Genomic DNA, 20857 nt, shown 5'->3' with positions numbered 1-20857 from the left:
CACCCGCGGCGCCCGTTTTCCCGAGCCGCGCGCACGGCTGCCAGTAGGGTTGACCGGCAGGAGCTTGGTTCCCTTCGGAGAAGGAGTCCGCGATGAGTTCTGACCAGCGTTTCGTCATCGTCGGCGGCGGACTGGGCGCGGCCAAGGTCGCGGAAGCGTTGCGCGCCAACGACTTCGAGGGAACCGTGACGCTGATCGGCGCCGAGGAGCACCTGCCCTACGATCGACCGCCGCTGTCGAAGGAGCATCTGGCCGGGAAGAAGTCGCTGCCGGAGTTCACGATCGATCCGGCTCAGTGGTACCGCGATCACCACATCGAGGTCCGGCTGGGCACCACCGTCACCGGGCTGGACCCCGCGGCCAAGACGGTCACCCTGCCCGACGGTTCCACGCTCTCCTACGACAAGCTCGCGCTCGCCACCGGCTCCACGCCCCGGACCCTGCCCGTTCCCGGCGCCGACGCGCCCAACGTGTACACCTTGCGCACCATCGAGGACTCCGACACGTTGATCGAGCTGTTCAGCGGCGCGACGCGGCGGCTGGTCATCATCGGCGCGGGCTGGATCGGCCTGGAGGTCGCCGCCGCGGCCAGGGCGGCGGGCGTGGCGGTGACCATCGTCGAACGCGCCGACCTGCCGCTGCTGGCGGTGCTGGGGCCGGAGATGGGCGAGGTGTTCGCCGACCTGCACCGCGCCAACGGCGTCGACTTCCGGTTCGGCGCGCAGGTCGAGGCGATCACCACCGAGGACGCCATCGCCACCGCGGTCGCCAACGGCGTGCGCCTCGGCGACGGCAGCACGATCGAGGCCGACGCGGTGCTGGTCGCCGTCGGCGCGCGCCCGAACGTGGAACTGGCCGCCGACGCCGGACTCGCCGTGGACGACGGCGTGCTCGTCGACGAGCGCTTGGCCACCAGTGATCCGGACATCGTCGCGGTCGGCGACATCGCCGCCCAGCAGCACCCGGTGCTCGGCAGGCGGGTCCGGGTCGAGCACTGGGCGAACGCGCTCAATCAGCCCGCGGTCGCCGCCGCGACCATGCTCGGCAAGCAGGCTTCCTACGACCGGCTGCCCTACTTCTTCACCGATCAGTACGACCTGGGCATGGAGTACACCGGGTTCGCCGCGCCGGGCGAGCACGCCAGGGTCGTCGTGCGCGGCGACAAGGCGGCACGTGAATTCGTGGCGTTCTGGCTGGACGCCGACAACCGGGTGCTGGCCGGGATGAACGTGAACGTCTGGGACGTCACCGACCGGATCAAGGAATTGATTCTGGCGGGCGAACCGGTGGATCCGGATCGGCTGGCCGACACCTCGGCGCCGCTGTGACGTGGATCACCTCCGCGATGTGTCGAATGCGCGCGCCGCGCTCCGACCCCATCGCGAGCGCCACCCGCGCGCTGCATCCGACCGAACGCCGGAGAGGAAACCGATCATGAAGTACATGCTGCTGAAGACCTACGGGCCGACCGCGTACTGCGACACACCGATCAACGAATGGTCCCCGGAAGAGATCCGGGCCCACATAGACTTCCAGCGCGCGCTGGGTGCGCAACTGGCCGAGGCGGGCGAGTTGGTGGACGCGCAGGGATTGGCCGGTCCGGAGGAGGCGCGGATCGTCAGTTCGGACGGCCGGTCGGCGCCGGTGGTCACGGACGGGCCCTTCCCGGAGACCAAAGAGTTCTTGGCGGGGTACTGGATCGTCGACGTGGACAGCCCCGAGCGGGCCTACGAGATCGCCGCGCAGGCCTCCGCCGCACCCGGCCCAGGCGGTAAACCGATCGGCGAGTACATCGAAGTTCGCGCGGTGATGGGCGCCCCCGCCACCGAGCAATGAGCGACCGGAGTGCGGTGCCCGACGACACACCGCTCCCGGCGAGCACCGAGGACCTGCTGCGCACACTGGCGCCGCAGGTCCTCGGAACGCTCGTCCGCCGGTTCGGTGACTTCGACACCGCGGAAGACGCGCTGCAGGAAGCGCTGCTCGCGGCCGCGACCCAGTGGCCGAGGGAGGGCCTGCCGGACCATCCGCGGGCCTGGCTGATCCAGGTCGCGCAGCGCCGGATGGCCGACGCCGTGCGCGCGGAGGTGGCTCGGCGGCGCAGGGAGACCACGGCTTTCGACCGCGAGGTCACCGACGCCGTGCCCGTCGATCACGACGACACCCTCACCATGCTGTTCCTGTGCTGCCATCCGGCGCTGACGCCCGCCGCCGCCATCGCGCTGACGCTGCGCGCGGTGGGCGGTCTCGGCACCGACCAGATCGCCCGCGCCTTCCTGCTGCCGGAAGCGACGATGGCGCAGCGCATCACGCGGGCGAAGAAGAAACTGGCCACGGTCGAGCGTCCCTTCGCGCAGCCGGGCGATCAGCGGTGGCGCGAGCGGCTCGGCGCGGTGCTGCACGTGCTGTACCTGATCTTCAACGAGGGCCATACCAGCAGCTCGGGGCACACGTTGCAGCGGACGGACCTGTCCGACGAGGCGATCCGGCTCACCCGAGCGGTGCACCGGCTGTTGCCCGAAGACAGCGAGGTCACCGGTTTGCTCGCGCTGATGCTGCTCACCGACGCCCGCCGGGCCGCACGCACCGGCGCGCACGGCGAACTCATCCCGCTGGCCGAGCAGGATCGCGCGCGGTGGGATCGTGCGCTGATCACCGAAGGGACGACCCTGGTCACCGGCACGCTCGCAGGCGGCTTGCGCGGGCCGTACCAGATCCAGGCGGCCATAGCGGTCCTGCACGCGCAGGCTCCGCGCTCGGAGGACACCGAGTGGACCAAGATCCTCGCGCTGTACGACCGGCTCGAACGGCTCTCGGACAATCCGATGGTGACGCTCAACCGGGCGGTGGCGACGGCGATGGTGGCGGGACCACAAGCGGGTCTCGCGCTGGTCGAGACCCTCGACGACCACCTGTCCGGCACGCACCGGCTCGACGCCGTGCGCGGCCATCTGTACGAGATGGCCGGTGCGGTCGACGCGGCCATCGACTGCTACACCAAGGCGGCCGCGCGCACGACGAGCGTGCCCGAGCGCGACTATCTGACCATCCGTGCGGCACGGCTGCGACACGAAGCGCGGGTGAACCTCACCGACTGAGCGGATTCCTTGCTTCAGGTGGGCGGCGGCGCCATTCCCGGTTCGGCGTCACCGGAAGCCGGCGATACGTTCGTCGGAAGCGTCTGCTCCGGCGACGCGCCGGGCACCGCCACGCGAGGGCACTCGGCCGATCGCGACCGGGCAGACTATCCCGGGTGGCAGGCAAACACAGTGCGGGAGTCCTTCTTTTCCGCCGGAACTCCGATGGCGCCGCCGAGGTGTTGCTCGGACACATGGGCGGTCCGTTCTGGGCGCGAAAAGACCTCGGCGCGTGGTCGATTCCGAAAGGCGAGTACGAGCCGGAGACGGAGGACGCCGAGGCCGCGGCGCGCCGCGAGTTCGCCGAGGAGCTCGGGCTGCCGGTCCCGGCTGGCACGTGGCTGCCGTTGGGCGAGGTGCGCTACAGCGGCGGCAAGAAGATCCTCACCGTGTGGGCGGTCGAAGGCGATCTCGATCCCGCCGCCGTGGTACCGGGGACCTTCCAGTTGGAATGGCCGCCGCGTTCGGGTCGCCTCGCGGAGTTCCCCGAGGTCGACCGCGCGGAGTGGTTCGATACGGCCACCGCGCGAGACAAGCTCGTCGCGGGGCAGCGACCCTGTCTGGATCGGCTGGCCGAGTTGCTCGCGGACTGACCGTCAGCGCGGCAGGCCCGCCCAGCTGCGGCCGGTGACGAGTTCGTAGGCCTCCACATACTTCTGCCGGGTCGCCGCGACGATCTCGGCCGGGATCTCCGGGCCTGGCGCCTCCTTGTTCCAGCCCGTCGAGGTGGCCCAGTCGCGGACGAACTGCTTGTCGAACGAGCGTTGCGCGCGGCCGGGCTCCCACTCGTCGGCGGGCCAGAACCGCGACGAATCCGACGTCAGCACTTCGTCGCCGAGGGTGAGCACATCACCGTCCCAGCCGAATTCGACCTTCGTATCGGCGACGATCACACCGCGTTCGGCGGCGTGCTCGGCGCCTCGGGCGTAGATGTGCAAGGTCAGCTCGCGCAGCCGCTCGGCGACCTCACGCCCCTCCTGGTTCACCACGTCCGCGAAGGTGATCGACTCGTCGTGCCCCTCGGACGCCTTGGTGGTCGGCGTGAAGATCGGCTCGGGCAGCTTGTCGCCCTCACGCAGGCCGGGCGGCAGCGCGATCCCGCACACCGAGCCCGTCTGCCGGTACTCCACCAGCCCCGACCCGGTCAGGTAGCCGCGCGCGATGCATTCCACCTGCACCATCTTCAGCGGCTTGACCCGGATGCCGCGACCGGCGAACTCGGCGGGCACGTCGGTGGCCGAGACGACGTGGTTGGGCACGTCGGTGAAGTACTCGAACCACCAGTTCGACAGCTGCGTGAGCAGAGCGCCTTTGTCCGGGATCGGCGTCGGCAGCACCACGTCGTACACCGACACCCGGTCGGAGGCGACCAGCAGCAGCGTGTCGCCGTCCTCGTACAGGTCACGCACCTTCCCGGCGTGCACATGCTTCAACGTCGAGCCTCCGAATCCGTGGGGTGAACCTGCGCTGTACCAGGCACAATACCGCCGTCCCCGAGCGCGCCCGCCGCGCCGTCGCGGTCGCCCCGCCGAACCGGCGCGCGAGTGCCCGTGAACACTAGGGTTGATCGGGAAACTCCCGCGCGAACTGCCATGACGAATGGCATCGTGGGTGTCGCCCGTGCCAGTTCTTCGACCACGAAGGAGCCTTATGTCCGCACCCAATCTCACTCGCGACCAGGCGATCGAACGCGCCGCGACGGTGTCGGTCGAGAACTACCGCGTCGAGCTGGATCTCACCGACGGCGCGGGCAAGCCGGGCGAGCAGACCTTCTTCTCCCGCAGCACCGTGACCTTCACCGCGAAACCGGGTGCGAGCACGTTCATCGACATCGTGGCGCGCGGCGTGCGCTCGGCGGTGCTCAACGGGACCGCGCTGGACGTCTCCGATTACGACGAGTCGACCGGCATCACGCTGAACGACCTGGCCGAGCGCAACGAGCTGGTGGTGGAAGCCGATTGCGAGTACTCGCACACCGGCGAGGGCCTGCACCGGTTCGTCGACCCCGCCGACGACGCCGTCTACCTGTACTCGCAGTTCGAAACCGCCGACGCCAAGCGGATGTTCGCCTGCTTCGACCAGCCCGACCTCAAAGCCACCTTCGACATCGCCGTCACCGCGCCGGAGGACTGGCAGGTCATCTCCAACGCGGCCGTCGTGCAGACGCTCGTCGCTGAGCCGGGCAAGCACGTCTTCCGCACCACCCCGAAGATGAGCACCTACCTCGTCGCGCTCATCGCGGGCCCGTACGCGCAATGGACCGACGTCTACACCGACGAGCACGGCGACATCCCCCTCGGCATCTACTGCCGCGCGTCGCTGGCCGAGCACATGGATGCCGAGCGGCTGTTCACCGAGACCAAGCAGGGTTTCGGCTTCTACCACCGCAACTTCGGCGTCCCGTACGCGTTCGGCAAGTACGACCAGCTGTTCGTCCCCGAGTTCAACGCCGGCGCGATGGAGAACGCGGGCGCGGTGACCTTCCTGGAGGACTACGTCTTCCGGTCCAAGGTCACCAGGGCGTCCTACGAGCGCCGCGCCGAGACCGTGCTGCACGAGATGGCGCACATGTGGTTCGGCGACCTGGTCACCATGAAGTGGTGGGACGACCTGTGGCTGAACGAGTCCTTCGCCACCTTCGCTTCGGTGCTGTGCCAGTCCGAGGCCACCGAGTACACCAACGCATGGACCACCTTCGCGAACGTGGAGAAGTCCTGGGCCTACCGGCAGGACCAGCTGCCGTCCACGCACCCGATCGCCGCGGACATCCCCGACCTCGCCGCGGTCGAGGTCAACTTCGACGGCATCACCTACGCCAAGGGCGCCAGCGTCCTCAAGCAACTCGTCGCCTACGTCGGCCTGGAGCCGTTCCTGGCCGGCCTGCGCGCGTACTTCGCCGACCACGCCTATGACAACGCCACCTTCGACGACCTGCTGTCGGCGCTGGAGAAGTCGTCCGGCCGCGACCTGTCCACCTGGGGCGCGCAGTGGCTCAAGACCACCGGCCTCAACATCCTGCGCCCCGAGTTCGAGGTGGACGCCGAAGGCAGGTTCAGCTCGTTCGCGGTCGTGCAGGAGGGCGCGCAGCCGGGCGCGGGCGAGCGGCGCGTGCACCGTCTGGCGATCGGCGTCTACGACGATCAGGACGGAAAACTGGTGCGCACCGAGCGCGTCGAACTCGACCTCGACGCCGCCGAGCGCACCGAGGTACCCGAGCTGGTCGGCGTGCCGCGCGGCCAATTCGTGCTGGTCAACGACGACGACCTCACCTACTGCTCGATCCGGCTCGACGCCGATTCGCTCGACGTGCTGGTCAACCGCATCGCCGACATCGCGGAGCCGCTGCCGCGCACGCTGGCCTGGTCGGCGGCCTGGGAGATGACACGCCAGGCGGAGTTCCGTGCCCGCGATTTCGTCGCGCTGGTCCAGCGCGGTGTCGGCGCCGAGAGCGAGATCGGTGTGGTGCAACGGTTGCTGATGCAGGCCAACACCGCGCTCGGCAGCTACGCCGAGCCGGAATGGGCCGCGACCACCGGCTGGCCGGAATACGCGAACCGGCTGCTGGAGCTGGCGCGCGAAGCCGAACCGGGCTCCGACCACCAGCTCGCCTTCGTCAACGCGCTGACCGGCGCGAAGCTATCGGCCTGGCACACCGAGGTGCTCAGCGAGCTGCGCGACGGCGACCCGGCGAAGGTCGGCCTGCCCGGCCTGGTGGTCGACACCGACCTGCGCTGGCGGATCGTGACGGCGCTCGCGGCGGCGGGTGAGATCGACGCCGAGGGGCTGCACACGCCGGTCATCGACGAGGAGCTGGCCAACGATCCCACGGCGGCGGGCAAGCGGCAGGCGGCCGCCGCGGCGACGGCGCGCCCGATCGCCGAGGTGAAGGAGCAGGCGTGGACGACGGTGATGGGCGACGACTCGGTGCCCAATGTCACCGCGCGCTCGATCGTCAGCGGTTTCGCGCCCGCCGGGCAGGGTGAGCTGCTCGCCGACTACGTGGAGCGGTATTTCGCCGAGGTGCCCGGCGTCTGGGAGCGGCGCTCCAGCGAGGTCGCCCAGACCGTGGTGGTCGGCCTCTACCCGCACTGGGCGATCAGCGAGGACGCGGTAGCCGTCGCCGACAAGTTCCTCGCCGGCGATCACCCGCCCGCGCTGCGCCGGCTGGTCAGCGAGGGCAAGGCGGGCATCGAACGCTCGCTGCGCGCCCGCGCCTTCGACGCGCAGCCGTAGAACGAAACCGGCGCGTCCACCTGGACGGGTGGACGCGCCGGTACGGGGTTTCGCTGTCCCTACCTGCCGATGGCGGCGGCCATCACGCGGACGGCGGAGACCACGCCATCGATCAGCTGGCCCTGCCGGAACGAGCTCAGCGCGGCGGTGACGCCGAGCTGGCAGACCCGATCGTTCGCACGGTCGGCGACGGCCCGGCCCGAGCGCACCTCGATCGCCTTCTCGTTCGGCGAGACGGCGATGAGCACCGAGTGCGCCGCCTCGGGCGTGCCGGGGAAGATCGCGTCCGCCGCGGCGGCCGGGTCCTCGCCCAGATCGCCGATGTAGACGTTGAAACGCACCTTCGTCGCGCGGGTCGCCTCGGTGAGCACGTTGTCCATGGTGAGCCGCTCGACGTCGTCGAACGGCGCTTCCTTGAACACGTCGCCCGCCTCGTGCACGCCGGAGACGCGGCCGCTACTGGTGATCGCGTATCCGTGCGGCAGATCGGCTTCGACCACCGCGGGCCACTTAGAACCTGCCACTTGCCCGTCCTCCGATCAGCTCCACCGCGGTGGACTCGATGGCCGCATGGGGTTCATGCGGTGTATCCGCGAAGTGGTGACCCGAACCGATCACCTCTTCGGTGGCACTCCACAGCACCGGCGACGCGGTCCACTTCTGACCGAGGGTGAAGTGGACCGGCTTCTCGCCAGGCAGCGGCTTACCGAGGAACGACAATCCGGCGATGATGCCGTAGATCACCAGCGGTATGCCGGCGAAGATCAGCACTGTCTCGAGAATGCTCACGGATCAAAGGTAGACGATCCTCTGTAGTAGTTCTCCGTCCGGTCGAGCCGGAGTGCCGCCCGTGTCCGGTGCACCCACCGTGAGCTGGGTCTTTCCGGTTTTCCTCAAACCAACCATGCGGCCGCGTTCGGCGGCAGCTGGCCGCCGTCGGTCGGCGCGCTGGACAGCAGAACGTCTCCCGGCGGGAGCTGGATCGGCAGGTCCGAGGCGTTGAGCACGCACACCAGTCCACCCGGCCTGCGGAACGCGAGACAACCCGGCGGGCTGCCGTACCACTCGATCCGGTCCCCGGCGAACTCCGGCCGCTGGGCACGCAACTCGATCGCAAGGCGATACAGCGACAAGGTCGATCCCAGCTCCTCGAGCTGGGCTTCCACGGTCAACGGCGCCCAGCCGAGCGGCATCGGCAGCCACGGCGTCCCGGTGGTGAACCCGTACGGCGGCGCTGCGCCTTCCCACGGCAGCGGCACCCGGCAGCCGTCGCGGCCGCGCTGGGTGTGGCCGGAGCGCTCCCACACCGGATCCTGCAAGACCTCGTCCGGCAGGTCGTCGACGTTGGGCAGGCCCAGTTCGGCGCCGTTGTAGATGAACACCGCGCCGGGCAGCGCGAGTTCCAGCAGGATCATCGCCCGTGCCCGCGCGACGCCGAGCGCGCCGCCGCCGTACCGGGTGACCTCCCGCTCGATGTCGTGGTTGGACAGCGTCCAGGTGGGCACGGCGAAGACCGGCGCGACGGCGGCCAGCGAGTTGTCCACGGCGTCGCGCACCGCGTCGGCGTCGAACGCCGATTCCGCGAGGCGGAAGTTGAACGCGAGGTGCAGTTCGTCGGCGCGTACGTACTCGCCGAAACGGGCGTTGTCCTCGACCCACACTTCGCCGATGAGCACCGCGTCCGGGTACTCGTCGACCACCTTGCGGATCCGGCGGTGGATGTCGTGCACGGCGGGATTGTTGAAGCGCGGGTCGCTGTCGTCGTGCGCGAGCAGGGCCGAGACGGACAGCTCCGGCATGTCGGGCAGACCGTCGGGTTTGGCCATGCCGTGCGCGACGTCGATCCGGAATCCGTCCACCCCGCGGTCGAGCCAGAACCGCAGCGTCTGCTCGAAATCGGCGGCGACCTCGGGATTCGACCAGTTCAGGTCGGGCTGTTCACGAGCGAACAGGTGCAGGTACCACTGGCCGGGCGTGCCGTCGGGTTCGGTGATCCTGGTCCAGGCCGGGCCGCCGAAGATGCTGGGCCAATTGTTCGGCGGCTCGGCGCCACCGGGGCCACGGCCGTCGCGGAAGATGTAGCGGTCGCGCTCCGGGCTGCCGGGAGCCGCCGCCAGCGCCGCGCGGAACCACGGATGCTGGTCGCTGGTGTGATTGGGCACCAAGTCCATGGTGACCTTGATCCGGCGGGCGTGCGCCTCGGCGATCAGCGCGTCCATCGCGGCGAGCCCGCCGAAGAGCTGATCGATGTCGCGGGGGTCGGCAACGTCGTAGCCACCGTCGGCCATCGGCGAACGCATCACGGGGCAGATCCACAGGGCATCGACGCCGAGCAGTTCGAGATAGCCCAGTTTGTCCCGGACTCCCCCGAGATCGCCGATCCCGTCTCCGCTCGAGTCCGCGAAGGATCTCGGATAAACCTGGTAGAACACGGCCGACCGCCACCACGACTGCGTGGCACGATCCACCGGCGCCGTTAAGGCTGGTGCATCACTCACATCCGCAATAGTGCCAAAGTTCCGACGCGAAAGCCTTCAGGCGTCACCCCGCTTCGAATCGTGGGCAAATATTCAGCACCGTCACCGGGATGAGCGAAAAACGGTGCTCAGCTCCGTCTCTCGCGGGCAAGCACCGCGTCACCCGTTGTTCATCAGCGAATTTTTCACCACCACAACGCGGTAGAAAACACACCATCGCCGCCGTGCTGGGCGCGTGGTCAGAACGGCGCGTTCACCAATGAGTTGGCCGCCATCTCCAGGTAGTCGAGCAGCGCCTTGCGGTGCTCGTCGTCCAAGGTTTCCGGCTCGATCTCCGCGACCGCGATATGCATGCACCGCAGCCACGCGTCGCGCTCGATCGGCCCGATGGTGAACGGCATGTGCCGCATGCGCAGCCGGGGGTGGCCGCGCTCGTCGGAGTAGGTGCGCGGACCGCCCCAGTACTGCTCCAGGAACATCCGCAAACGACGCTCCGCCGGACCGAGATCCTCTTCCGGATACAGCGGACGCAGCACTTCGTCGGCGGCCACCTCGCGATAGAACGTCGCGACGAGCCGCCGGAACGTCTCCGCCCCACCGACCGCCTCGTAGAACGACGTCGCCGTTTGCTCGCCCGAAGTCATAGACCCTCTCGCTTCACCGGATGCGCCGCTGTCCATTGTGCCCGCGCCCCGGCACCGCCGCCGCACCGCCCTCGCACCGCCGATCGGCAACCGGAACATCGCGCCGGAATGGCACTTCAGCCACAGTTAACCGGACATTGTCGAAAATCACCGTGCAATGCCCGACATTCCATGGTCAACTGGGTGACAGTCTCTGCTTTGCAGATACCACATGATCCTGCCAATCATGAAATCGAGGTCGAGATGAAGCAGCGGCACGGCGCCCGATCAGAGGCGCGAGCGCACCGACAACTCCAGCCCGCCGACGTCCACAATCGTGGGTCGGGGGCTACTCCGCTGCACATCTTGTCCGAACGATATCCGGGTGGACATCGTGGTCATCACGACCACGGACCCCGCCCCACCGCCCCGCCGTCCGAGGGCACGAACTGGCTCAAGACCAGGGTGCTGCTGTTGAACGCCACCTACGAGCCGCTCACCGCATTGTCCGCGCGCCGCGCGATCGTGCTGCTCATCTGCGACAAGGCCGACGCCGTCCACCACAACGACGAGGGACCGGTAGTGCACTCCGCCGACACGTCGGTGACCATTCCCTCGGTGATCCGCCTGCGCACCTACGTGCACGTTCCGTACCGCGCCAGGGTGCCGATGACCCGCGCCGCCCTCATGCACCGCGATCGCTACCGCTGCGGTTACTGCGGCGGCAAGGCCGAGACGATCGACCACGTCATCCCGCGCAGCCGCGGCGGGGAACATTCTTGGGAGAACTGCGTCGCCAGCTGCGCGCCGTGCAACCATCGCAAAGCCGACAAACTGCTCAGTGAGCTGGGCTGGACGCTGCGCGCCCCGCTGGTCTCCCCCAAGGGCCCGCACTGGCGCCTGCTGTCCACCACTGCCGATCTCGACCCGGTGTGGTTGCAGTATCTCGGCGAAGGCGCCGCCTGATCGATCAGGTGTACTCCACCACCAGCGTCGCCCAGGTCGGCGACGCCAGTGCCTCGAAGACATGCGGCTGATCACCCGGGTACGCGATGTAATCGCCCGGGTGTAATTCGACAGGCGCGTCGACGGGGCCGACCAGTGCACGTCCTTCCGCCAGCAGCACATGCTCGACCACACCGGCGATATGCGGATCCGATCGGCGGGCATGCCCCGGTTCGGCGGTGATGCGGAACAGGTCGCGGCGAGAATTGGCCGGTCCGGCCGCCAGCAGCGTCGCACGGTACTCCGATCGCTCCGCCGCCACGACCGGGCCCTCACCGGCGCGAATGACGTGCACGTTCGGGCGCGGCGGGTCGAGCAAGCGGGAGAACGGCATGTCCAGCGTGACGCACAACGCCCACAAGGTCTCCAGGCTCGGGTTCCCGGTTCCCGACTCCAGTTGCGACAGGGTGGATTTCGCGATGCCCGCCCGGCTGGCGACCTCGCTCAACGACAGTCCGGCCCGAGTGCGCTCGCGGCGGAGGGCGGCGGCGATCACCGCCTTCGGGGTCGTCGTCGCGTCTTGCTGCGTCATCTCCCGCTCCGTTGGTTCTTCCAGCGCCTGCGGCGCTGGTGTTCGCTGTGCTTGTTCGGCCGCGACTTCGTCGCGGCGTGTTCGACAATGCCAGGTCTCGCTCCGCTCGGAACCTGCGGTCGGGCTGTGGGGTCTCGTCCTGCGGTTCCACCCGGCGCTGACGCTTCGGCGGGAACGCCTGCCGTGCGATACCACCCGCTGTCGCGCCACCGGCCTGCTGTTGCGAACGACCTGCTGCAGCGCGAGGCACTTGCTGCGCGAGGGACTGTTGGCGCTGTGGGCGTCTCTTGCTGCGCCGGCGGCCTGGTGTTGCGCTGGGCGGCCTGGCTCGGTTGCGGCGCGAGCCTTGGTTGCCTGCGGCCCAGAACCGCGTGACCGAGGCAGCGGGACGGGCGAGGCCGCCACGGTGCCGATCAGGCTCACCCCGGAACAGAAGCGCCGGGCATCTCGCAACCATCCTTCTCGCGCACCGCCGGTGATCCGGCTCCCTGGCACCATGCTCCGCGACACGCCTGCCGCAGAATGGCCCGGCCCCGCCGGTGCTTGCCCGGACGAAGCTTTCGCCGGGGAAACCATGTTGACGAAGCGCGGCGCTGTGTCCACTATAAACAACATGCGTTCGATATGGCGAACACTGGATCGGGATGCGCTGCTCGGGATCGGGGCGGTCTGCCTCGCCGTCGGGGTGATCGGGATTTCCTACGGGGCGACCGCGGTCGCGGCGGGCTTTCCGGTCTGGCTGCCGGTGCTGCTCGGGTGCGTGGTGCTCGCCGGGAGTTCGGAGTTCCTGTTTCTCGGGATCGTGGCGGCCGGGGGCAATCCCATCGCGGCGGTGCTGGCCGGGCTGCTGGTCAACGCCCGGCACGTGCCTTACGGGCTGTCGGTACCCGATGCGGTCGGCATGGGTTGGCGGCGCTCGCTAGGGGTCCATCTCATGAACGACGAGTCCGTCGCGATGACCATCGCGCAACCGGACGCGCGACGCAGGCGCGCGGCCTACTGGATCACCGGCGCGGGGGTGCTGCTCGCCTGGCCGGGCGGCGCCGCCGTCGGAGCGCTGATCGGATCGGTGGTCACCGACACCTCGGCGCTGGGACTCGATGCCGTGTTCCCCGCGGTTCTGCTCGCCTTGGTGCTGCCCGCGCTGCGGGAGCGCACCACCCTCGCCGCGGTGGCGGTCGGCACCGCGGTCGCTCTGGTCAGTGCGCCGTTCCTGCCTACGGGGCTGCCGGTGCTGCTCGCCCTGTCCGGGGTGCTGGTCGCGGCGCGGGAGAAGCCGCGGCAGGCGACCGTGTCGGGAGCGGCGTGATGCTGGCCGCCGGAGTCGTCGCACTCGCCGCGGGCACCTACGCCTTCCGCTGGGCCGGACCCGCACTCCGCGACCGAGTACGCCTGCCCGCGCGTGTGGTGCGCCTGCTGGAGATCGGCGCCGTCGTATTGCTCACCGCGCTCGTGGCCGTCACCACCCTGCCGCTGGGCACCGCGGACCTCGGATTCGCCGTGCCCGCAGGCGTTCTCGCCGGTGGGCTGGTGGCCTGGTTCCGGCAACCGATCCTGCTGGTGATTCTCGCCGCCGCCGCGACAACGGCATTCATCCGCCTGCTCGGCGTCGCCTAGCCGGGATGCGCGACAGCCGGTTTCGCACAGAGGCAGGCGGCGCCGTCCCCTCCTGCCGACGGCGCCGCCTACCCATCGATCGCTTCCGAGCAATTGTTTGCTACGCGAGAAATCACGGTGGAACCCTTCACCGCGAAAGGGGTGCGCGGAAACGTAACAGCTGATCTGATCCGCCTTCCGGGCCACCCGAATCCAACCCTCGACCGGCTGGAGGACTCTCGGGACCAACGCTGCCGGAACCGGCCTCGACCTCGCGATCTGCTACGTTCGGGCCTTCGCCTGGCACGCGGAACGGCACGAGAAGTGCATAGCCTGCGTCGCCGCTGGCTATGGCTCGTGGGGTGAGTCGGCCGGGCCGAGGAAGCTATCCACATAGCCACTTGCACGGCGAAGCGCTTGTGTCCCCGCGCGAATCACCTGCCCCGCATACCCCTGAGCACCCTGGCGAAACTCACTGCGGCAGTAAGGGAATCCCACCGCCGAGCCGACGAGCCACCGAACCGTAGCGGGCGTCGAGCCGCAGCCACGTTCTGGTCGCGCGGACACGGACGATCTCGGCGGGTGGAATACGCCGGGGGTCGGCCTTCTCCCCCGAGTGCGGGATGAAGTCCATCGCCGTGAGCGCGAAGACCACGCGCATCGGCACCTGCACCCGAGTGCCTCCGCCGGACACGGTCAGCACCGCCTGATCCAGCAGCGAGGCGGGCGGACCGTGACCGCTGCCGTGTTCCCGCGCCAGCTGCGCACCCTGCTCGGCGAGTTCGACCAGCGTGCGCGCGGGCACATCGTCGACGTGCACGAAACCGTCGGTGGGTGGCAGCGCGCCGCGCCACGCGGAGTCCATCGAAAATCCGAGGTCGATCGGACCGCCGACAGCCGAACCGGCGAGCACCAGGTCGGCGCCGACCGTCACGTCGTCGACGCCCAGTTCGGCGACCACGGTGCGCATCGCCAGCGCCTCGAAGCCCGTCGCCACCCAGGCCGAAACGTACTTCTCCCCGCGGCGGCGCAAGCGCACCACCGCCGCTGGGTCCAGCCGCACGGCCCTGGTCAGGAACGTCGCGAGATTCTCCCGCTCCGCCGGATCGGGCACGCGCAGCACTCGTTGTTCCGTCATCACGGCTGCTCCGCCGTCAGCACTCGGCCACCATCGGCGCGCGGTCGTTCACTCCATCCATTCCGACAGGTAATCACGCTCGGCGTCGGTGAGCCTGCGCAATCGCTGTGCTCGCATGTCGAACGCCGCGATCTGCGTGGAGGCCACCACGGCGGCGGGCGAATCGGGCTGCGCGCCCGCCGCACGCACCTCGTAGCCGATGGTGAAATCGACCGCGCGCAACTGCTCGATCCACATGGCGATGTCCAGCGGCGTGTCCTCGTGCCGCAATTGACCGCGGTAGCGCACCCGCAGGTCGGCGAGGACACAACCCTCACGCAGCGGCGCGGTCGGGCGGCCGTCCTCGAACAGCCACGGAATCCGCGCCTCTTCCAGCAGCGTCACCATCCGGGCATGGTTGACGTGCTGGAACACGTCCATGTCCGACCACCTGACGTCCACCTTGGCGTGGAACCGCCGCGGCAGCACCAGGCTGCCCGCGGCCTTCCCGCTTCCGCTCACCGAACTCGTCAACGTGGTACCTCCGATTGAGCGCCCACCCCGCTCACCATGCTCCGCACTTGCCGCGCTGCAACCGACAACGTGGCGAGATCGTGGGTTCCGGACTCGAACAATTCCGACAGCGCCGCCCTGGCTCGCCCGAGGCGGGACTGATTCTTCGACTCCCAGTATGCAATCTTCTCGTCCGCCGTCTCCTCGGGGTCGCCGCCGGAGAGCACATCGAGCGTGAGGGAGCGCAGCGACCCGTACATGTCGTCGCGCAGGGCCAGCCGCGCCAGCGCGTGCCAGCGGTCGCCGCGTTCGAGGTGGCTGACCGCCTGCAGCAGCCAGTCGATCTTGAGGTGATCGTTGAGCGCGTAGTACAGCGAACCGACCTCGTCACCGTCCCGGTCGGTGATGTCGGCGATGTCCACGATGTCCAGCAGCGGGAACAGGTGCAGCAGGCCGAAGACCTCGGTGGCCAGGTCGGTCGGCGCGCCGCGAGCGATCAGCTCGGCGGACCGGTCGGTCAGGGTGAACACGTGGTGCCCGCGCAGCCATCCCGGCACCTTCGGTGCGAGTTCCCGCACGTCGGCGCGGTACCGGCTGATCTCGGAGCCCACCGCGATCGGCTGCGGGCGGTTGCTCAGCAGCCACCGGGACGCCCGGTCCAGGGTCCGCTTCGTCTCCAGTTCCATCAGGTCGCGCACCGGGGTGGGCGCGTCGCAAGCGCGGATTCGCGCCCATCGCTCGTGCAGGTCGAAGATCCCGCTCGCCGCGGCGAAAGCGCGCACCGCGTCGGTGGTGGTGGCGCCGACCTCCTCGTTCAACCGGTGGGCGTAGGTGATGCCGCCGTAGTCCACCATCTCGTTGACGATCATGGTGGTGACGATCTCCCGGCGCAGCCGGTGCCGCTTGATCGCCGCCGCGAAACGATCCCGCAGCGGTGTGGGGAAGTACTCCGGCAGCCGGGCCGCGAAGTACTGGCTGTCGGGCAGATCGGACCCGAGCAGATCGGACTTCAGCGACAGCTTCACATGCGCCATCAGATTGGCCAGCTCCGGTGAGGCCAGTCCGGAGCCTTCCTCCAGCCTGCGCTTCATCTCCTGATCCGACGGCAGCGCCTCGAGTTCGCGGTCCAGGCCGCGCCGCTCCTCGAGTTCCTCGATCAGCCGCGTCTGCACGCTCAGCATCTGCGGCGCCTCGGTGCGCGAGAGGCCCATGAGGAAGTTCTGCGCCACATTGTCCTGCAGGACCATCCGGGCGACCTCGTCGGTCATCGAGGCCAGCAGCGGATTGCGCTCATCCTGCGGCAACTGACCGCCGGAGACCACGGCGTCGAGCAGGATCTTGATGTTCACCTCGTGATCGGAGCAGTCCACGCCGGCCGAGTTGTCCAGCGCGTCGGTATTGATCTTGCCGCCGTTGCGGTTGAACTCGATGCGGCCCAGCGCCGTGGCGCCGAGGTTGCCGCCCTCGCCGATCACCTTGGCCCGCAGTTGGTTTCCGTTGACCCGGACCGCGTCGTTGGACTTGTCGCCCACCTCCGCGTTGGTCTCCGTGCTGGCCTTGATGTAGGTGCCGATGCCGCCGTTCCACAGCAGATCGACCGGAGCCAGCAGGATCGCGCGCACCAGATCCGGCGGCGACAGCGACACGACATCATCGCCCAGTCCGAGGGCCGCCCTGGCCTGCGGGCTGATCGGCACGGCCTTCACGGTGCGATCCCACACCCCGCCGCCGGGACTGATCAGCGAGGTGTCGTAATCCGCCCACGACGACCTCGGCAACGCGAACATCCGCTGCCGCTCCCGGTACGAGCGAGCCGCGTCCGGGTCGGGATCGAGGAAGATGTGGCGGTGGTCGAAAGCGGCCACCAGACGAATGTGCTCGGACAACAACATCCCGTTGCCGAACACGTCACCACTCATGTCACCGATGCCGACCACGGTGAAGTCCTGGGTTTGCGTGTCGATCTCCATCTCACGGAAATGACGCTTGACGCTCTCCCACGCACCCTTGGCGGTGATGCCCATCGCCTTGTGGTCGTACCCCGCCGAACCGCCGGAGGCGAACGCGTCACCCAACCAGAAGCCATAACTCTGCGCCACCTCGTTGGCGATGTCGGAGAACGTCGCGGTCCCCTTGTCCGCCGCCACGACCAGGTAGGTGTCGTCCCCATCGCGCCGCACCACCCGGGCCGGGGGCAAGACCTCCCCGCTCGCGCGATCCACGTTGTCGGTGACATCCAGCAGGCCGGAGATGAACGTGCGGTAGCAGGCGACGCCTTCCGCACCCAACGCCTGCCGGTCGGCGACCGGATCGCCGGTGGACGCGGGCGGCTGCTTCACCACGAAACCGCCCTTGGCGCCGACCGGCACGATCACCGCGTTCTTCACCGCCTGCGCCTTCACCAGACCCAAGATCTCCGTGCGGAAATCCTCCAGCCGGTCCGACCACCGCAGACCACCGCGCGCCACCGGACCGAAGCGCAGGTGCACGCCTTCCACCCGCGGCGAGTAGACGAAGATCTCGAACTGCGGCTTCGGCTTCGGCAGTTCGGCGATCTCCCGTGGTTCCACCTTCACCGAGACGAAGTCGCGCGGCCTGCCTTCCGCGTCGGTCACGTAGTAATTGGTCCGCAAGGTCGCCTTGATCAGGCCGAGGATCGCGCGCAGGATGCGGTCGGCATCCAGACTGACCACCTCGTCGATCCGCCCCCGCACCTGGGTTTCCAGCTCCGTGGCATGCTCGGCGGACACCGTGTCGGGGTCGAAGCGCGCCGCGAACAGGTCGACGAAAAGGCGCGCGATATCCGGATAGGTGAGCAGCACGCGGCAGATATTGGCCTGGCTGTACGGAAAACCGGCCTGCTGCAGGTACTTCGCGTAGGTGCGCAGGATCGACACGGCCCGCCACGGCAGCCGGGCGCGCAGCACCAGCTCGTTCATGCCGTCCGCCTCCGCGCGGCCGTACCACATGGCCCCGAAGGCTTCCACGAACCGTTCCCGCAGCCCACGCACCTCCGCCTCCAGCACGTCGGCGCGTTTGGAGGACTCGAGCAGTTCGGCGTCCAGATCGCGATCGAGCGAACTGCGCAGCAACTCCGGGCGAGCGAGCAGGCCGAAGTCGTAGATCCACCGCTCACCGCCGGCGCTGTCGGCCGCGGCCTCCAGCTCGATCTGGTACGGCCGCTCGTCGACCACCTCCACGCCGAGACTCTGCAACAGCGGGAGCACCTGGCTCAACGAGATGCCGCTGCCTCCGACGTAGAGCGTGAAACGCCACGAACCCGGCGCCGAATCGGGCTTCCGGTACAGGAATTGGTCGATGTCGCCGTCGCGCAGACGGTCGAGGCGCACGATGTCCTTCAGCGCGCGGTCCGCGGCGAAATCCTGTTTGTAGCCCTCGGGGAAGGCTTCCGCGTACCGCTGCACCACCGCGGGATCGAGCACCGTCGACGTGCTCACCTCGTCGTTCAGCCGGTCGTCCCAGGTGCGGCTGGCTTCGGCGAGCAGGCTCTGCAAACGCAGCCGGTTGGGCTCGGAGGTGTCGACGGCGGGCGGCGTACGACGCGGAACACCGAGTTCGGCCTCCGGCATGCGCACGGTGAAATACACTCGCGCCAATTCGCTTTCGCCCACCCGCGCGGAGTAGTCGATGGACACGCCGCCCAGTTCGCGGACCAGGATCTCCTGCATCTCGAGTCGCGCGCTGGTGGTGTACCGATCACGCGGCAGATAGACCAGGCAGGCGACATAGCGGCCGTAGGTGTCCGCGCGCAGGAACAGGCGCACCTGGCGCCGCAGGCCGACGCTCAGCACGGCGGTGGCGGTGCGGCGCAGCGTGTCACCGTCGGCGGAGAACAGTTCGGTGCGCGGGAAGGACTGGATCACCTCGAGCATGGCCTGACCGGAGAACGAATCCAGGTCGAATCCGCTCGCCTCGATCGCCGAGCGGACCCGGCGTTCGATCACCGGGATGTCCAGGACGTTCTCGTGCACGGCGGTGACGGTGAAGACGCCGATGAACAGGTGTTCGCCGACGATCGTTCCCTCGGCGTCGAAATCCGCTACGCCGACGAAGTACGGGTACACCGCACGGTGCACGGTGGCGGGGACCAGACCCTGGGTCAGCGTGAGCAGCGGACGGTCACCGCCGTTGACCGGCACGTGAAAGTCGGTGCCGACGTCCGGGCGCAGCACGCCGAGGCAGGTGTCGGGCACGACGGTGGACAACTCCCGGCCCTGGTCGGAGCTCAGCCGGTAGCGCGCGTATCCGAGCAGGGTGAAGTTGCCCCCGGCCAGCCAGCGCAGCAAGGCGGCGGTGTCGGTCAGTTCGGTGGCCGGGAAAGGCGCCGACCCGGATCGCGCGGCCTGTTCCAGATCGTCGGCGAGCTTGCTCTGCACGGCTTCGATGGCCTCGGTGTCACCGATCACCTGACGCACGTCGTCCACCACGTCCGGCACCGCGGACTCGACCTTGGCCAGCAGCGCTGCGCTGGTCGACGGGTGCAATTGCACATGCATCCAGGACTCGCGCAGCCCCGCGCCACCGGTGCCGTCCACCTCGTGCGCGGCGGCGTGCGTCAGCCGTCCCTCTTCGTCTCGCTCGACCTCGAAGATCGGGTGGATGATCTCGCTGACACTGACACCGAGGCGGCTCAGCGACGAGCTGATCGACTCGACCAGCAGCGGCATGTCGTCGGTGACGATCTGCACCGCCGCACCGATTCCGGAGCGATCGTCCGGGTGATACACCCGCACGAGCGCGCGACCGGGGCGGCGGGTGACGGCCAACTCCAGATGCCTTCGGAAGATCTGGGTGATGCCGGTGATCGCACAGTCCACATCGCCCGCGTCGACGTGGCGGAAGTACGCCTCCTCGAGCGTCGCGAGTTCGCCGCGCAGCGACTGCGGCAAACCCGCGGCCCACGCCGCGCTGGACAATTCGGACGAGACGGTCATTTTTCGCCAACTCCCTCGGATATCGGTTCCGTAACAAAGTGACGCCGGTCCGAGGGTAACTGTGCGCCGATGACGCGTGGGTGAATTCCCTTTTCACATCCGGTGGTTCACCACGACGGCGGAGTTCGCCGCTCGTATGCCGAGATCGCACGCGACAACCTCGGGCACAGCACAGAAGTCGGACCCGCGAATGTCAGGTGAGCGCTACAGGTCGTATCCGCGGCGGCAGCGGCGCCGCACCGGTACCTCGGGTCAGCTCGGCCACCGCGTCGGCGGTCGATGCCACCGATTGCTCGAACTGCGCCTGCGCATTCACAACTCCCACCCTAGCGAGCTACGCGCGGGTAGGTGTCACTCCTGTTCCGCGTTCCCCGGAAAGACTTTTCGCTCCACCCCACCGCAGCTCTCATCCCCTGCTTCCGACCCGAATTTCGGGGCCTACCCGCACCGCACGCCACACCAGCAAACGCCAGGCAGCGCCCGCTCGTCGAAGCAGGCAGCGGTACCCCTGCGAGCGCACCTCGGCGATATTGTCCGGAGTCGCCGCAGGCAGCCGTGTCGAACGCCCTGCACGTAACCCGCGCGGCGATCTCCGCGGAGATGCCGGGCAGCGCCATCGGTCGCACAACCACCGGCGATGAACAGAGCCGAACCACTGTCCCTGCTCGC

The 20857-nt window shown here is 68.8% G+C and carries 18 protein-coding genes; 8 read left to right on the top strand and 10 right to left on the bottom strand.

Translation table 11 applies throughout. The features are described from left to right. Positions 1-92 precede the first annotated feature (92 nt). The 4 genes from ACWDMM_RS03545 to ACWDMM_RS03530 all read left to right on the top strand — a co-directional run bounded on the left by ACWDMM_RS03545 (position 93) and on the right by ACWDMM_RS03530 (position 3730). Entirely contained in the window at positions 93-1328 is a 1236-nt protein-coding gene (locus ACWDMM_RS03545; RefSeq protein WP_195077480.1) for an NAD(P)/FAD-dependent oxidoreductase, read from the top strand. A gap of 106 nt (positions 1329-1434) precedes the next feature. Beyond that, the gene (locus ACWDMM_RS03540; RefSeq protein WP_195077479.1) at positions 1435-1836 is read left to right on the top strand and encodes a YciI family protein; all 402 of its coding nucleotides are present in this window, start codon (positions 1435-1437) and stop codon (positions 1834-1836) included. Beyond that, positions 1833-3098 (top strand): RNA polymerase sigma factor, encoded by a 1266-nt coding sequence (locus ACWDMM_RS03535; protein ID WP_195077478.1) that lies wholly within the window; start codon positions 1833-1835, stop codon positions 3096-3098. The genes ACWDMM_RS03540 and ACWDMM_RS03535 overlap by 4 nt, the downstream gene beginning before the upstream one ends. Positions 3099-3253: 155 nt before the next feature. Then, positions 3254-3730, top strand: coding sequence for an NUDIX domain-containing protein (locus ACWDMM_RS03530; protein ID WP_195077477.1), 477 nt, complete (start codon positions 3254-3256; stop codon positions 3728-3730). 3 nt (positions 3731-3733) lie between these two features. On the opposite strand, the gene ACWDMM_RS03525 is transcribed toward ACWDMM_RS03530, so the two are convergent. Then, the gene (locus ACWDMM_RS03525) at positions 3734-4570 is read right to left on the bottom strand and encodes a phosphoribosylaminoimidazolesuccinocarboxamide synthase (RefSeq protein WP_195077476.1); all 837 of its coding nucleotides are present in this window, start codon (positions 4568-4570) and stop codon (positions 3734-3736) included. 217 nt (positions 4571-4787) lie between these two features. Between ACWDMM_RS03525 and pepN the strand changes: the two genes are divergently transcribed. Then, positions 4788-7370, top strand: coding sequence for an aminopeptidase N (gene pepN, locus ACWDMM_RS03520; RefSeq protein WP_195077475.1), 2583 nt, complete (start codon positions 4788-4790; stop codon positions 7368-7370). Between the two features lie 59 nt (positions 7371-7429). Here pepN and ACWDMM_RS03515 read toward each other — a convergent pair whose 3' ends face one another. The 4 genes from ACWDMM_RS03515 to ACWDMM_RS03500 form a co-directional block, all read right to left on the bottom strand. After that, complete coding sequence (locus ACWDMM_RS03515; RefSeq protein WP_323123929.1) at positions 7430-7894, bottom strand: DUF5130 domain-containing protein; 465 nt, start codon at positions 7892-7894, stop codon at positions 7430-7432. Beyond that, complete coding sequence (gene ctaJ, locus ACWDMM_RS03510) at positions 7881-8159, bottom strand: aa3-type cytochrome oxidase subunit CtaJ (RefSeq protein ID WP_067802579.1); 279 nt, start codon at positions 8157-8159, stop codon at positions 7881-7883. Before ctaJ ends, ACWDMM_RS03515 begins: the two co-directional genes overlap by 14 nt. A gap of 104 nt (positions 8160-8263) precedes the next feature. Beyond that, a complete protein-coding gene (locus ACWDMM_RS03505) occupies positions 8264-9868 on the bottom strand; it encodes a glycoside hydrolase family 13 protein (RefSeq protein ID WP_397069867.1) in 1605 nt (534 codons plus the stop codon). A 218-nt stretch (positions 9869-10086) separates the two neighbouring features. Then, entirely contained in the window at positions 10087-10491 is a 405-nt protein-coding gene (locus ACWDMM_RS03500) for a globin (RefSeq protein WP_195077473.1), read from the bottom strand. Between the two features lie 243 nt (positions 10492-10734). Here ACWDMM_RS03500 and ACWDMM_RS03495 point away from each other — a divergent pair, with 243 nt between their 5' ends. After that, on the top strand, positions 10735-11436 hold the full coding sequence (locus ACWDMM_RS03495; RefSeq protein ID WP_195077472.1) for an HNH endonuclease: 702 nt from the start codon (positions 10735-10737) through the stop codon (positions 11434-11436). A 4-nt stretch (positions 11437-11440) separates the two neighbouring features. Here ACWDMM_RS03495 and ACWDMM_RS03490 read toward each other — a convergent pair whose 3' ends face one another. Further along, entirely contained in the window at positions 11441-12007 is a 567-nt protein-coding gene (locus tag ACWDMM_RS03490) for a helix-turn-helix domain-containing protein (protein ID WP_357104406.1), read from the bottom strand. Positions 12008-12620: 613 nt separating this feature from the next. Here ACWDMM_RS03490 and ACWDMM_RS03485 point away from each other — a divergent pair. Both ACWDMM_RS03485 and ACWDMM_RS03480 read left to right on the top strand, forming a co-directional pair. Further along, the gene (locus ACWDMM_RS03485; protein ID WP_357104403.1) at positions 12621-13316 is read left to right on the top strand and encodes an AzlC family ABC transporter permease; all 696 of its coding nucleotides are present in this window, start codon (positions 12621-12623) and stop codon (positions 13314-13316) included. After that, positions 13316-13624, top strand: coding sequence for an AzlD domain-containing protein (locus ACWDMM_RS03480; protein ID WP_195077469.1), 309 nt, complete (start codon positions 13316-13318; stop codon positions 13622-13624). Before ACWDMM_RS03485 ends, ACWDMM_RS03480 begins: the two co-directional genes overlap by 1 nt. A 451-nt stretch (positions 13625-14075) precedes the next feature. Here the strand turns inward: ACWDMM_RS03480 and ACWDMM_RS03475 are convergent, their stop codons facing one another. The 4 genes from ACWDMM_RS03475 to ACWDMM_RS03460 form a co-directional block, all read right to left on the bottom strand. Beyond that, on the bottom strand, positions 14076-14741 hold the full coding sequence (locus ACWDMM_RS03475) for a hypothetical protein (RefSeq protein ID WP_195077468.1): 666 nt from the start codon (positions 14739-14741) through the stop codon (positions 14076-14078). Between the two features lie 48 nt (positions 14742-14789). After that, positions 14790-15242 carry an acyl-CoA thioesterase gene (locus tag ACWDMM_RS03470; protein ID WP_063053764.1) on the bottom strand — a complete coding sequence of 151 codons (453 nt, stop codon included), beginning with the start codon at positions 15240-15242 and terminating at the stop codon, positions 14790-14792. Positions 15243-15250: 8 nt separating this feature from the next. Then, positions 15251-20188 carry an NAD-glutamate dehydrogenase gene (locus ACWDMM_RS03465; RefSeq protein WP_357205038.1) on the bottom strand — a complete coding sequence of 1646 codons (4938 nt, stop codon included), beginning with the start codon at positions 20186-20188 and terminating at the stop codon, positions 15251-15253. Positions 20189-20381: 193 nt separating this feature from the next. Further along, on the bottom strand, positions 20382-20504 hold the full coding sequence (locus ACWDMM_RS03460) for a hypothetical protein (protein ID WP_267465347.1): 123 nt from the start codon (positions 20502-20504) through the stop codon (positions 20382-20384). Positions 20505-20857: the final 353 nt, after the last annotated feature.

The organism is Nocardia sp. NPDC003726 (assembly GCF_053586955.1).
Note: the sequence above shows the minus strand (reverse complement) of the source record. Positions and strands in the feature narration are given on the sequence as shown.

What these genes read in the sequence shown, in the direction of transcription:
- ACWDMM_RS03475 (WP_195077468.1), bottom strand. Translation starts at nt 14,741, where the DNA reads ATGACGGAACAACGAGTGCTGCGCGTGCCCGATCCGGCGGAGCGGGAG.
- ACWDMM_RS03545 (WP_195077480.1), top strand. Translation starts at nt 93, where the DNA reads ATGAGTTCTGACCAGCGTTTCGTCATCGTCGGCGGCGGACTGGGCGCG.
- ACWDMM_RS03480 (WP_195077469.1), top strand. Translation starts at nt 13,316, where the DNA reads ATGCTGGCCGCCGGAGTCGTCGCACTCGCCGCGGGCACCTACGCCTTC.
- ACWDMM_RS03535 (WP_195077478.1), top strand. Translation starts at nt 1,833, where the DNA reads ATGAGCGACCGGAGTGCGGTGCCCGACGACACACCGCTCCCGGCGAGC.
- ACWDMM_RS03540 (WP_195077479.1), top strand. Translation starts at nt 1,435, where the DNA reads ATGAAGTACATGCTGCTGAAGACCTACGGGCCGACCGCGTACTGCGAC.
- ACWDMM_RS03490 (WP_357104406.1), bottom strand. Translation starts at nt 12,007, where the DNA reads ATGACGCAGCAAGACGCGACGACGACCCCGAAGGCGGTGATCGCCGCC.
- ACWDMM_RS03500 (WP_195077473.1), bottom strand. Translation starts at nt 10,491, where the DNA reads ATGACTTCGGGCGAGCAAACGGCGACGTCGTTCTACGAGGCGGTCGGT.
- ACWDMM_RS03465 (WP_357205038.1), bottom strand. Translation starts at nt 20,188, where the DNA reads ATGACCGTCTCGTCCGAATTGTCCAGCGCGGCGTGGGCCGCGGGTTTG.
- pepN (WP_195077475.1), top strand. Translation starts at nt 4,788, where the DNA reads ATGTCCGCACCCAATCTCACTCGCGACCAGGCGATCGAACGCGCCGCG.
- ACWDMM_RS03495 (WP_195077472.1), top strand. Translation starts at nt 10,735, where the DNA reads ATGAAGCAGCGGCACGGCGCCCGATCAGAGGCGCGAGCGCACCGACAA.
- ACWDMM_RS03485 (WP_357104403.1), top strand. Translation starts at nt 12,621, where the DNA reads ATGCGTTCGATATGGCGAACACTGGATCGGGATGCGCTGCTCGGGATC.